Source organism: Candidatus Pseudomonas auctus, assembly GCF_048654275.1.
GTDB lineage: Bacteria > Pseudomonadota > Gammaproteobacteria > Pseudomonadales > Pseudomonadaceae > Aquipseudomonas > Aquipseudomonas pharyngis.
This window is the reverse complement of sequence record NZ_JBJYZK010000019.1, coordinates 1-12,307: the sequence shown is the minus strand read 5'-3', so window position 1 is coordinate 12,307 and position 12,307 is coordinate 1. Positions and strand designations below refer to the sequence as shown.

10 protein-coding genes are annotated in these 12,307 nt (G+C 60.8%); 5 read left to right on the top strand and 5 right to left on the bottom strand.

Annotation, left to right across the window (positions count from 1 at the left end; genetic code table 11):
* Positions 1–40: 40 nt before the first annotated feature.
* The 3 genes from ACKUG4_RS26020 to ACKUG4_RS26010 all read right to left on the bottom strand — a co-directional run bounded on the left by ACKUG4_RS26020 (position 41) and on the right by ACKUG4_RS26010 (position 4,358).
* Positions 41–1,255, bottom strand: a complete 1,215-nt coding sequence (locus ACKUG4_RS26020; RefSeq protein WP_445435126.1) for a hypothetical protein — start codon at positions 1,253–1,255, stop codon at positions 41–43.
* A 4-nt stretch (positions 1,256–1,259) separates the two neighbouring features.
* Positions 1,260–3,782: a CS1-pili formation C-terminal domain-containing protein gene (locus ACKUG4_RS26015; protein WP_064599205.1), complete on the bottom strand. Its 2,523-nt coding sequence runs from the start codon at positions 3,780–3,782 to the stop codon at positions 1,260–1,262.
* An 81-nt stretch (positions 3,783–3,863) separates the two neighbouring features.
* On the bottom strand, positions 3,864–4,358 hold the full coding sequence (locus tag ACKUG4_RS26010) for a CS1 type fimbrial major subunit (protein ID WP_064599207.1): 495 nt from the start codon (positions 4,356–4,358) through the stop codon (positions 3,864–3,866).
* 478 nt (positions 4,359–4,836) lie between these two features.
* Between ACKUG4_RS26010 and ACKUG4_RS26005 the strand changes: the two genes are divergently transcribed.
* Together ACKUG4_RS26005 and ACKUG4_RS26000 are read left to right on the top strand one after the other, a co-directional pair.
* Complete coding sequence (locus tag ACKUG4_RS26005) at positions 4,837–5,412, top strand: PadR family transcriptional regulator (RefSeq protein ID WP_039765773.1); 576 nt, start codon at positions 4,837–4,839, stop codon at positions 5,410–5,412.
* Positions 5,409–6,194, top strand: a complete 786-nt coding sequence (locus ACKUG4_RS26000) for a siderophore-interacting protein (RefSeq protein WP_064599209.1) — start codon at positions 5,409–5,411, stop codon at positions 6,192–6,194. The genes ACKUG4_RS26005 and ACKUG4_RS26000 overlap by 4 nt, the downstream gene beginning before the upstream one ends.
* Before the next feature lie 18 nt (positions 6,195–6,212).
* Here the strand turns inward: ACKUG4_RS26000 and ACKUG4_RS25995 are convergent, their stop codons facing one another.
* Both ACKUG4_RS25995 and ACKUG4_RS25990 read right to left on the bottom strand, forming a co-directional pair.
* Complete coding sequence (locus tag ACKUG4_RS25995; protein WP_445435125.1) at positions 6,213–6,851, bottom strand: Pr6Pr family membrane protein; 639 nt, start codon at positions 6,849–6,851, stop codon at positions 6,213–6,215.
* Position 6,852: 1 nt separating this feature from the next.
* Positions 6,853–7,083, bottom strand: a complete 231-nt coding sequence (locus ACKUG4_RS25990; RefSeq protein WP_007956650.1) for a VF530 family protein — start codon at positions 7,081–7,083, stop codon at positions 6,853–6,855.
* Between the two features lie 301 nt (positions 7,084–7,384).
* Between ACKUG4_RS25990 and ACKUG4_RS25985 the strand changes: the two genes are divergently transcribed.
* The 3 genes from ACKUG4_RS25985 to ACKUG4_RS25975 all read left to right on the top strand — a co-directional run bounded on the left by ACKUG4_RS25985 (position 7,385) and on the right by ACKUG4_RS25975 (position 12,038).
* Complete coding sequence (locus tag ACKUG4_RS25985) at positions 7,385–8,746, top strand: carbohydrate porin (protein ID WP_197868465.1); 1,362 nt, start codon at positions 7,385–7,387, stop codon at positions 8,744–8,746.
* Between the two features lie 135 nt (positions 8,747–8,881).
* Positions 8,882–11,293, top strand: a complete 2,412-nt coding sequence (locus tag ACKUG4_RS25980) for a glucose/quinate/shikimate family membrane-bound PQQ-dependent dehydrogenase (protein WP_039765764.1) — start codon at positions 8,882–8,884, stop codon at positions 11,291–11,293.
* A gap of 376 nt (positions 11,294–11,669) precedes the next feature.
* Positions 11,670–12,038, top strand: coding sequence for a DUF6124 family protein (locus tag ACKUG4_RS25975; RefSeq protein WP_445435124.1), 369 nt, complete (start codon positions 11,670–11,672; stop codon positions 12,036–12,038).
* Positions 12,039–12,307 lie beyond the last annotated feature (269 nt).

Genomic DNA, 12,307 nt, shown 5'->3' with positions numbered 1-12,307 from the left:
CTTCAACCTTTTGAAAGATGTAAGGGGTTGATCCGGAGGGTCAGACTTCCGAGTCCCAGATAATGGTGATGCGCCCCGTGAGTGTGTCGTTGACGCCGGGTTGCAATAGAAACTCGATGTCCCGCTGAGAAATCGAAAAATGCAGGTTGCCGGGCTTGCGATCCACATAGTGGGTGGGCTGGAAAGGGCCTATCCACAAGTTGTGGAGCAGCGAGCCCGTCCAGCCGTCGGCACCACCCGGGCCGACGATTCCCCCCGGCACACTGAGCTTGACGGTCGCTTTGGTGGATCGGCCTGTCGGACTGCGCAAATTGCACTCCTCACCACCCAGCGAGTCGCACGTCATCCGGACCTTGAAGCGTGACGACGCCGAGAGGAAATAAGGCTGATCGCGGAAGATTTTGGTCGGCTTGCGGCCGCTGTCGAGCCAGCTCTGCCAGCCCCCGGCCGGCTCCAGCGTCACTTTATTGCCTCCCGGTGGCAGATCGACCTTCAGGGTGTGTTGTACATCCAGTACGAAATCCAGAGTCAGGTTGCTGTCGTCCGGGTACATCTGCATGCCGAGATCGAAATCACCACCGGGACCAAGGGTGTAGGACAACGAGCCGGTATAGAGCCCCGACGACATGCCCAGCGGATTGGGCGTGCGCAGTTCGTAAGCGAAATCCATCGTTCTGAAAGCCATCCCCGGAATCAGGAAAGCCGTTACCTTGGTACAGCTTGCTTCCACCGGCGTTTTCCAGAAAAACCGATACGTCGAAGGCGTGTAGGAACCCACGCCGCTGTACTGACAGGGCGCCGGCGCGTAAACCCAACTGCTGGTGGTCCAGAGTTTTTGATGACCTTCGAGGATGTCCGATACTCCGACCAGATTGGCGGCCGTATCGCTCAGCACAAAATCGGAGCCGATGCCGATGACCCGCACTTCGACGGTTTCGGTTTCCTGGGTGTCCCGGTTGGTGACTGTCAGTTGCCGCCAGTTGGCTGGCACCTTCAGTGAAAGCGGAAAACCGGCTGACATGAAGCGACTGGAAGTGAAACGAATCGGCAACTCGATACTGAACATCTGGTTGTCGACGCATTGATCCGGCCATACCGCGCAATAACCGCTGTTGGGCGTCTGGTTGATGAACACATTTTTGTTCGGATGCGCAGGATCAGGCTGGAACAAGGCACGGATTTCCTGATTCGCCGCCCCTGCCTGCGAGGCGCTCAGCGCCGTCAGCAGCCCCAACCAACACGTCATCTTTTTCATGGTTTCAACCCGCCTTCTGCTCGGTAGAAGTGACATCGGCCAGGGTGTCCGGGGTGCACCGCAGATCACCGATCATCAACACGTTGTTTTCACTGCGATGGCTGTTCGCATCGAGGCGGAACTGACACAGCAACTGGTTGCCCTGACGCACTTCCAGGGTTGGCGCTCCGGCGTTCATTTCCATCGAGAAGAAGCCATCGACTTCCGTCACCCCCCGGCTGGCGTGATTGATCACGTGATGGCCCTTGAGCGGCCGGCCCTGAGCATCGACCAACCGACCCAGCACAGTCAGGGTTCTCATCACCCGGACCTTGCGGTACTCCACCCCGCCCTTGTTCATGTGGTAACGGGTCCGCGCCGGCTCAATGGTCGCGGCCGGGGCGTGATTACCCTGGAAGTCAAAGCTCACCGAACTGTTCTGGTACGCGGTGATCGGGATGAAATTGCGCCCCGGTTTCAACGCCGCACTGCCGCCGCTGTAATCGTCGGCGCGCAGGGCGATGCCATCGATGTCCGACTCGACGTCGACGATCATGCCCGCGCCGCGGGTTTCGCTCTGACTGGTCAGGATCATCTGGTCGGCGCCCATGACCAGCGTGCTGTCGAGGTTCAGGCCACCGGTAAAGTTGCCGTTGTAGGAGGAGCGCTGCACGAATCCGTCGCCATAAACGACATCCGTGTGGAAACTCGCCAGGCTCGACAGGCCCACGCCATAGGTGTCGCTCAGCGCGGTGACCGACACGTTCTGCAGCACGTGATCCTTGAAGTCCTTGCGCCAGCCCAGGGACGCATTGTTGTCACGCCCGCCTTCACGGGCGGTGCGCGAACCGATGCTGCCGGTGATCTGCTGGCCGGGCGGCCCCAGAGCCAGATTGATACTCAGATCGACCCCGCGATTACGCTCGTCGCCGCTGCTGAAAGTGCCCGGTCGGTCAAACAGCGACAGACGCCAGTTGGCGTCGCTGCCCAACAGCGTCGTGCGCTGGGTCCAGCCAAGATCCACGCCGACGCCTTCGGTGTTGCCATCGCTGTGGGAAACCCGGGCGTTGAGCGAATTGCGGCTGTCGAGTCGATGGTTGAGTGCCAGCGATGAGTTGCTGGTCTGCCCGACGAACACATTGCGCTGGCGAATCCGCGTGCCATCCGGCAGGGTTTCGTAGAGATCGGTGGTATCGAGCCAGCTGCGGTTATGGCTGACCACCAGACTGCCGGCGCCGTAGTTGTACAGCCCTTGCAGGTCAAGGCCGGTGCCATGGTCCTGGGTTTCATAGATGTTGGCGAACAGGCTGACGCTGTTGGCCAGCGTCCAATCGATGGACGTGCCGTACTGCAAGGTGTCGCGTATCTGGCGTGCCGACAGGCCGAGAATCATGCGCGGGTGCAGCAGATAGTTGATCGAAGCCCCGGCCGTGGGATCGCCGGTGACCTGGTTGTCCCAGTTGCTCAGCAGTTTGCTTTCCTCACCGGCAAACAGGTTGTAGCGCCAGCGGTCATCGAGATTGCGCCAGTTGTTCGGCTTGTAGACCAGCTCCTGAGTGGTCGAGGTGATCTGGCCGTCCTCGATCAACCGCACCTCCACGTCATAGATACCGCCCGGCAAGGGACGCGTGTCGAGGGTTTGCAGGCCCGCAGGCACCGACTGGGTATTGATCAACAAACCGTCACGCAGGATCTCTACCGACGCCTGACGGTTGGCCGTGACGTAAATCGGGTACACGCTGGGCTGAGGCGAATTGATTGCCAGACTGTCGGAGCTGCCATACATCACCCCGACCGTGGTGTCGGGGCTGGCACCGAAGGAACGAGGCTGGCGCATCAGGCCTTCGGAGGCCGGCGTGAAATACCCCAGACGCAGGAAACTGCCCTGCAGTTCGCGCTGGGTGTGCAGCTCATGGACGGCGTGATAAAGCTTGTCGTCCGGGCCGCCGAGGCGGGCCAGCTGCATGTTGAATGTCTGGGTCCAGTTGCCCAGGCTGCCGCTGGCCGCCAGGCCGAAGCGCCCGCCCAGATCCTGATCCTGGCCACCATTGAGGTTGAGCTGGTTACGCACGATCAGGCCGCTGCTGCCACCCTCGGGTTGCTCATGGAAACGCTTGGCCTCGGTGTCACGTTCGGCATTGGCCGTCACGATCGACACCAGCGAGCTTTCCAGGTTGTAGTGCAGCGCAAGCATCTGCTCGGGGCATCGTCCGCTACAGGCACCCAGCGCGACGCCGGGCTTGAGATAGTCGGCCCAGACGTCCCGCTCGAAGGCGCTGAAACGGCTGTCGCTGGTGTCGGTGAATTCCAGCAGCGTCAGGCGATCGTCACGGGACAGCACCACCATGGCCTCGCCCAGAGGCTGTTGGTCGAGTTCGACCCGTACCGCCAGCGGAACATCAAAAAAGTGCTCTTCAAAATCCGCCGGCAAACCTTTGGCCTGCGCCAATAAACTTCGCGGTGTCGTACCAGAGGCGGCAGGAGCCGCCATGGCTGCGGCACAAAACAGCAACGCAAGTGCAGCCGCGATGGGCGTCATCGGGAACATGAACAGTTACTCTGATTGCAAACAGACAAGAAGTCCGACTGACAGAAACTTCCGTCAGCCGGATTTTGTTACTTCCAGACGTTAGAGCGAGCCGAGTACCGGATCCACGGCATCGAACATCATGGTGACCGCGCCGGTGTAATCACCCGGGGTGAAAGTGGAGCCTTTGGCGGTGATGCTGATCGGTGCGCGATAGTTCACATTGGATTCGGTTTCACCGACCACCAGTTGCGGTGTCTGGGTGAGCACGACGTTGTTGAACTTGACCTCCAGATCGATGATGCTCGAGCCGCCCACCAGCTTCGGCACGCCTTCCAGGTAACCATGCACCGAGCCGTTGTTGTTACGAGTGTCGAAGAAGCCGTTGACCGGTTTCATGCTGCCGGTGATCGGGCTGAAGCTCATGTCCTGGTCCTTGTTGACCAGATCCGGATCGACCGGAACCACATAGAAACCATTGGTTGGAACGTGAGCGATCAGGCTGATGGAGTGACGGGCTTCGCCGGCAGCAAACGCCATGGAAGAACCCAGTGCCAGAACAGCCAGTGGAGCAGCGAGTGCGATTTTCTTGAACATCGTTCATTACCCTGTCTTTATAAGATTGAGCATTGAAAGTTCAAACAACGCCGGCCGATATCGACGGTGTGGCTTTGAAGTTTCAACGCCGGGGCATGATCGACTGTTCGCCATTGAATGTAAGCAGGCAACTTCCCACGAACGCGTAGTTAATCACCCCTGCAACTGGAAAGAAAAAAGAACAAAATCTTCAAATATAAAACAATGACTGTAAGTTATAGACTACCGACACTTTTCTCTGAAAAACCATACAGCAACTTCAGCAAGAAGAATGGGGGGCCGAGTGCAAATTAGAACATAAGCTCAACGATTAATAGAGTGATGACTTTAACTTTTTAGTTATGGTCGTATCGATGAGGTTTCCAGACTCACTGCCACGCACCGTTCGTCGCTGGCGTCGTCTTCGGGTCAGAAAATCCTTGCTCGTACGAAAAGATATATCTTAAGTTGTATCTAAATACGACGAGAGAAGACTGAAATGAGAGACCATCATTCCCCCCACCGCGAGCATGGCGACAGCCGTGACGGCTTCGAAAAACGCCACGGCCGCGAGCGCGGCGGTCGCGGCCCACGGGTGTTTGCCCCCGGCGATCTGAAACTGCTGTTGCTGGCGCTGATCGCCGAACAGCCCTGCCATGGCTACGACCTGATCCGCCAGATCGAAACCATGTTCGACGGCGCCTACAGCCCCAGCCCCGGCGTGATCTACCCGACCCTGACCTTTCTTGAAGAAAGCGAAATGATCAGCGGCGATGCCGAGGGCGGGAAAAAACGCTACGCCGTGACCGATGCCGGTCGCCAGTCCCTGAGCGAACAGGCGGTGGCCCTGGACGGCGTGCGCATGCGCATCGACGTCAGCAAGCGCTCGCTGCGCGGCCATGATCGCCCGCCGGAAATCCACGAAGCGGTGCATAACCTGCGCCATGCCCTGCAGATGCACCACGGACGCTGGAGCCCGGAAGAAATCCTGCGGGTGCGCGACCTGCTCAATGACACCGCCAAAGCCATCGTCGACGGCCCCGCCGTTCAATCTGCCCCGGAGAAAGCCGAATGACTGAAGTACAGACCCAAGGCATCCATCGTGTGATGCACGAAATCAAACGTCGTCGCCTGGAAGTGTTGCGCGTCGTCGACCTGACCCCGCGCATGCGCCGCATCACCCTCGGCGGGCCGGAACTGGCCGGCTTCATCAGCCTCGGTACCGACGATCACGTCAAACTGCTGTTCCCGCAGAACGCCGAACAGGCCGCGGCGCTGGAAACCCTGGTGCTCGGCGCTGGCAAGAGCGACGTGCCAATGCCCGAAATGCGCGACTACACCCCGCGCCGCTACGACCTCGACAAGCTTGAGCTGGACATCGATTTCGTACTGCATGGCGATGGCCCTGCCTCGACCTGGGCGGAGCAGGCCAAGCCCGGGCAATTCCTGCACATCGGCGGCCCGCGTGGCTCGATGATCGTGCCGGACATCTTCGACAGCTACCTGCTGATCGGCGACGAAACCGCCCTGCCCGCCATCGCCCGCCGCCTCGAAGGGCTGGCGGCCAATCGCAAGGCGCTGGTGGTCATCGAAGTGGAAAACGGCAAGGAGCAGCAAACGCTGGAAAGCGCGGCGCAGGTCAACGTGATCTGGGTACTGCGCGAAGGCGGCAAGGACAACCTGCTGACCACTGTCAAACAATTGCAGGTGCCCAAGGGCAATCTGTATGCGTGGGTGGCGACCGAGACCAAGGTTTCGCGGCAGATCCGCCGGGTGCTGCTCGATGAGCACGGACTCGACGAGAAGTTCGTCAAAGCGGTCGGTTACTGGCGCGCAGAAGGCTCCGAAGAGGAGTGAATACGAGCGGCGGCGCTGCTAAAGGCGCCGCCCCTGCCAGCGATCAATCCCGATCACCAGCAACGCAATCAGCACAAACCCCAGCAGAATCCCCCCGGCATTGATGAACACCTGTGGATAACCCAACAGCGCCACGTCGATGAACGGATACGCGTAAGCCCCCAGCAAATGCCCGCGCAACAGCGCATAGGCGAAGTACACCAGCGGATAAATCAGCCACAGCGGCAGGTGCTTCAGACGCAAGCTGCCCTTCGGCACGCACAACCACCAATAAGCCAGGAACAGCAGCGGCATCACGTCGTGGAGCAATTCGTCAGCGATAAACTGCCAGCCCTGCGGATGCCACAGATGTCGCAGCAGAATGCTGTAGGCCAGGCCCACCACTGCAATGCTGACGGTAATCCCGCTGCTGACCCACGGTTGCAGAAACCAGCGTCGTGCTGCGGATTCGCGATCCGTCACCGCACAGGTCAGCACCACCGCCACCAGGGTGTTGGTGATCACGGTGAAGTAGCTGAAGAAACTCACCAGCCCGCCCAGCAGACTGGCGCCGACGCTCAGGCGCGCGAAGAAAATCAGGTACAGCTGAATCCCCAGCCCGGCCCAGCCCAGCACCGCAGCCGAAGTGATCAGGCGTCGCCGCCATACGGCGTTCATCTCAGAGCGGACGCTTGGTGCGCATCAGTTTCACGTACAGCCGCTCGACTTTCTCCCGCGCCCAAGGTGTCTTGCGCAAAAAGGTCAGGCTCGACTTGATGGTCGGATCGCTCTTGAAGCAACGGATGTCGATGCGCTCGGCCAGGCCCGACCATTCGTAGTGGGTCACCAGCGCATTGAGGATCTGTTCGAGGGTCACGCCGTGCAGCGGATCGGGATTGTGGTCGTTCATGCCGGGCCTTTGGGCGAAGTGAAAATACAGAAGCCGCGCACCTTAGCCGAGGGCATGGGCGGGTGGAAGGCCTTGGGTTAAATGTAGGCCAACCGGAGAAGATCGCAGGTCTGCGCCAATGCCCGCAATGCGCTGTATTGCCGCACTGTTACCGAATCCGAAAGGGTTCATGTCTGCAAAAGCCCTTTGTGTTTTTGTAACAGGACATTATCCTGCCGCCCTTCTGCTGAACCGCTTCACTGCCTGCGTCAAATCGTAGCGGCCAGCTTATCCCCCAAAAAGATCAAGAAAGACCCTATTCATGCCCGATTTTCCGTTCTCCCGAGACAGCGCTATCTCCACCCTGCGCCTGATCGGCGGCTGCACCGCCCTTGGCCTCGCCACCTGCACCCAGGCCGCTCCGGCCTTCGACAGTGAATCACCGTGGATGCTTGGTGACTGGAACGGCACCCGCAGCGAGCTCGCGGCAAAAGGTATCGACTTCAAGCTCGACTACACCGGCGAAATGGGCAGCAATCTGCACGGCGGCTACGACCACGACCGCACCGCCCGCTACAGCGACCAATGGGGCCTCGGCACCCATCTGGATCTGCAAAAACTGCTGGGCTGGAACGACGCTGAATTTCAGCTGACCGTGACCAAACGCAGCGGCAACAACATCAGCAACGACCGCATCAACGACCCGCGCGTCGGTGGCTTCACTTCGGCCCAGGAGGTCTGGGGCCGTGGCCAGACCACCCGCCTGACGCAGATGTGGTACCAGCAGAAATTCTTCGACCAGAAGCTCGACATCAAGGTCGGCCGCTTCGGCGAAGGCGAAGACTTCAACAGCTTCCCGTGCGACTTCCAGAACCTGGCGTTCTGCGGCTCGCAGGTCGGCAACTGGGTCGGCGGCATCTGGTACAACTGGCCGGTCAGTCAATGGGCGCTGCGCGTCAAATACCACCTGACGCCAGAGCTGTACGCGCAAGTCGGCGCCTATGAGCAGAACCCGTCGAACCTTGATCGCGGCAACGGCTTCAAGCTCAGCGGCAGCGGCACTCAGGGCGCGATCCTGCCGATCGAGCTGGTGTGGAAGCCGAAGCTCAACGGCCTGCCGGGCGAATACCGCGCCGGTTACTACTACAGCAACGCCAAGGCCACCGACGCCTATAAAGACAGCAACGGCCAGCCCGCTGCCCTGAGCGGCGAAGCCTATCGCAGCGCTTCGAGCAAACACGGCGTGTGGCTCGGCGTGCAGCAACAGATCACCAGCGTGGCCAGCGACAACTCCCGTGGTCTGAGCGTGTTCGCCAACGGCACGATGCACGACAAGAAGACCAACGCCATCGACAACTACGTCCAGGCTGGCGTGGTCTACAAGGGCCTGTTCGACGCCCGTGCAAAAGATGACATCGGTTTCGCCCTGGCCCGCGTCCACGTCAACCCGGCCTACCGCAAGAACGCCGAGGCGACCAACCAGGCCCGCGCTGTCTACGACTACGACGATCCGTCCTTCCTGCCACCACAGGACACCGAATACAGCGCCGAACTCTATTACGGCGTGCACGTCACCAACTGGCTGACCGTGCGCCCGAACCTGCAATACATCCGCCATCCGGGCGGTGTGGACAAGGTCGACGACGCGCTGATCGGTGGGATCAAGATCCAGTCGTCGTTCTAATCCAGCGCACGCGGCTCAGTCCTGCGAAAGAAATTCGATAGCAAGACAAGTTTTTATCTGAACCATGCCTGCGCCCAATCGTCATCTAAAGTGACTACAGCGCGGGACTACATAAACGTCACGGAGAATCACACTATGAGCACTGAAGGTGCTTCGAGTCGAAGCCGTCTTCTGCCGAACCTGCTCGGCATTCTGCTTCTGCTGATGGGCCTGGCCATGCTGGCCGGGGGAATCAAGCTGAGTACGCTCGGCGGCTCGCTGTATTACCTGCTGGCCGGTATCGGCATCACGCTGACCGGCATTCTGATGCTGATGCGCCGTCGCGCAGCATTGGGCCTGTACGCCATCGTGCTGTTCGCCAGCACCGTCTGGGCGCTGTGGGAAGTCGGTCTGGACTGGTGGCAACTGGTGCCGCGCCTGGCACTGTGGTTTGTCCTCGGTTTCGTGATGCTGCTGCCGTGGTTCCGTCGCCCGCTGCTGCTCGCAGGCCCGGCGCCGATGGGCACCGGCGGCCTGACCGTGGCCGTGATTCTGGCCGGCGTCACCGCCCTGGCCAGCCTCTTCACCCACCCGGGCGAAATCTTTGGCGAACTGGGTCGCGACACCGCCGACACCACCAGCACCGCGCCAGCCATGCCTGATGGCGACTGGCAGGCCTATGGCCGCACCGAGTTCGGTGACCGCTACTCCCCACTCAAGCAGATCACCCCGGCCAACGTCGGCAAGCTGCAGGAAGCCTGGCGCATCCAGACCGGCGACCTGCCGACCGCCGATGACCCGGTCGAGCTGACCAACGAAAACACCCCGCTCAAAGCCAACGGCATGCTCTACGCCTGCACCGCCCACAGCAAAGTGCTGGCGCTGGACCCGGACACCGGCAAGGAACTGTGGCGCTTCGACCCGCAGATCAAAAGCCCGGTCGGCTTCAAGGGCTTCGCCCACATGACCTGCCGTGGCGTGTCGTACTACGACGAAGCCGCGTACGCCAAGTCTGAAAACGCAGCCTCCGCTGTCATCTCCGAGGCCGGCAAAGCCGTCGCCCAGGCCTGCCCGCGTCGCCTGTACCTGCCGACCGCCGATGCACGCCTGATCGCACTGAATGCCGACACCGGCAAGATCTGCGAAGGCTTCGGCACCAACGGTGTGGTTGACCTGACCCAGGGTATCGGCCCGTTCACCGCTGGTGGCTACTACTCCACCTCGCCTGCCGCGATCACCCGTGATCTGGTGATCATGGGCGGCCACGTGACCGACAACGAATCGACCAACGAGCCATCGGGCGTGATCCGCGCGTTCGACGTGCGTGACGGTCACCTCGTCTGGAACTGGGACAGCGACAAGCCAGACGCCACCGAGCCTTTGGCGCCAGGCGAAACCTACAGCCGCAACTCGGCCAACATGTGGTCGCTGGCCAGCGTCGACGAAAAACTCGGCATGGTTTACCTGCCACTGGGCAACCAGACCCCGGACCAATGGGGCGCCGACCGCACCCCGGGCGCCGAGAAATTCAGCGCCGGCGTCGTGGCACTGGACCTGGCCACCGGTAAAGTGCGCTGGAACTACCAGTTCACCCACCATGACCTGTGGGACATGGACGTCGGCAGCCAGCCAACCCTGCTGGACATGAAAACCGCCGACGGCATCAAACCTGCGCTGATCGCTCCGACCAAACAGGGCAGCCTGTACGTCCTCGACCGTCGCGACGGCACGCCGATCATCCCGATCAAGGAAATCCCGGTGCCCCAAGGCGCCGTGAAAGGCGACCACACCGCCCCGACCCAGGCCCGTTCGGACCTGAACCTGCTGGCCCCGGAACTGACCGAAAAAGCCATGTGGGGCGCCAGCCCGTTCGACCAGATGCTGTGCCGCATCCAGTTCAAGGAACTGCGCTACGAAGGCCAATACACGCCTCCGTCGGAACAGGGCAGCTTGATCTACCCGGGTAACGTCGGTGTGTTCAACTGGGGCGGCGTCTCGGTCGACCCGGTTCGCCAGATGCTGTTCACCAGCCCGAACTACATGGCCTTCGTCTCGAAAATGGTGCCACGCGAAAAAGTCGCAGCCGGCAGCAAGCGCGAGAGCGAAACCGCTGGCGTGCAACCCAACACCGGCGCGCCATACGCGGTGATCATGCACCCGTTCATGTCGCCACTGGGCGTACCGTGCCAGGCTCCGGCCTGGGGCTACGTCGCCGGTATCGACCTGACCACCGGCAAAGTCGTCTGGAAACGCAAAAACGGCACCAGCCGCGACAGCTCGCCAATCCCGATCGGCTTCACCCTGGGCGTGCCAAGCATGGGCGGCTCGATCGTCACCGCCGGCGGCGTCGGCTTCCTCAGCGGCACCCTCGACCAGTACCTGCGCGCCTACGACGTGAACACCGGTAAAGAACTGTGGAAATCGCGCCTGCCTGCTGGCGGCCAAGCGACTCCGATGACCTACACCGGCAAGGACGGCAAGCAATACGTCCTGCTCGTGGTGGGTGGTCACGGCTCGCTGGGCACCAAGATGGGTGACTATGTGATTGCGTACAAACTGCCGGAATAAGCTTTAGCGGCGGTAAAGGAAAGGCGATGCCCTGAGAGGGGTGTCGCCTTTTTTTGTGGGCTGCGTTTTTTTAAACGGGGTGTTTATGTCCTACAGACGGGGTGTTTGCAGGGGATGTTTCTGACATGTCGCGTCGGTTGTGGCTCGGAAATGGGGTGGATAGGCTTTGGGGGTCGCTGCAAATTCAGCGAACGGGCTTGGTCGTCCGGGTTTAGAATGGCGCACTTTTCAGCATGCTTAATGGCGAACTGTGCGTGGGAGGGCTAACGGCCCTGCCGGGTATCCATTCCCTGGTCGACCAACCTGCGTACGGTTCGCCCCCCTATTGCTTGGTCGCAGTGAGCGGCGAACTCCACATCCCGAATGGAGTTCCATCATGAAAAAGCCAACACCGAATCCACCCGAAACAGACGAAACCTCGCCCTACGAATCCGCCGATTCGAAGAAACTACACGAAGCCGCCGAGCGCGCGCTCGACCACCATTTCAATCCCATTCCAAAAAAATGCCCCGGTCGCCGACCGAGCCAGATGTTCCAGATATCGCCAGACATGGACGATGAAAGCCTGTTGGCCCATGCCTGTGAGTCCCTGGCTACAGCAAGCGTCATGGCCAGTGATGTAGCGGCTTTTGTCGATACGCCGCAGCGACATCGGATCCTCGGGATTCAGCAGGTGATCATGCTGGCGGAACTGGCGGTGAATCGGGTGCTGGATAACGTCGAGATCAGTCGATATCCGGCATAAATGCTGATGAGGTCTCTCTGCGGGAGTCAGGCTTGTGGTGAGTCAGTCATGACGCTGCCCTCACCCTAGCCCTCTCCCGGAGGGAGAGGGGACTGACCGCGTTGTTTGGGAGAGGTACGCCGACGTGAAAAACCGAGTCGCACTCAGGTTTTAAAGCCCCCAATCGACTCCCTCCTCTTCGCACCACCCCCACCACCCCCCCCCCCCCCCCCCCCCCCCCCCCCCCCCCCCCCCCCCCCCCCCCCCCCCCCCCCCCCCCCCCCAAAAAA

Coding starts and splice junctions, on each gene's coding strand:
- ACKUG4_RS25980 (WP_039765764.1), top strand. CDS start 8,882: ATGAGCACTGAAGGTGCTTCGAGTCGAAGCCGTCTTCTGCCGAACCTG.
- ACKUG4_RS25990 (WP_007956650.1), bottom strand. CDS start 7,083: ATGAACGACCACAATCCCGATCCGCTGCACGGCGTGACCCTCGAACAG.
- ACKUG4_RS26020 (WP_445435126.1), bottom strand. CDS start 1,255: ATGAAAAAGATGACGTGTTGGTTGGGGCTGCTGACGGCGCTGAGCGCC.
- ACKUG4_RS25975 (WP_445435124.1), top strand. CDS start 11,670: ATGAAAAAGCCAACACCGAATCCACCCGAAACAGACGAAACCTCGCCC.
- ACKUG4_RS25985 (WP_197868465.1), top strand. CDS start 7,385: ATGCCCGATTTTCCGTTCTCCCGAGACAGCGCTATCTCCACCCTGCGC.
- ACKUG4_RS26005 (WP_039765773.1), top strand. CDS start 4,837: ATGAGAGACCATCATTCCCCCCACCGCGAGCATGGCGACAGCCGTGAC.
- ACKUG4_RS25995 (WP_445435125.1), bottom strand. CDS start 6,851: ATGAACGCCGTATGGCGGCGACGCCTGATCACTTCGGCTGCGGTGCTG.
- ACKUG4_RS26015 (WP_064599205.1), bottom strand. CDS start 3,782: ATGTTCCCGATGACGCCCATCGCGGCTGCACTTGCGTTGCTGTTTTGT.
- ACKUG4_RS26000 (WP_064599209.1), top strand. CDS start 5,409: ATGACTGAAGTACAGACCCAAGGCATCCATCGTGTGATGCACGAAATC.
- ACKUG4_RS26010 (WP_064599207.1), bottom strand. CDS start 4,358: ATGTTCAAGAAAATCGCACTCGCTGCTCCACTGGCTGTTCTGGCACTG.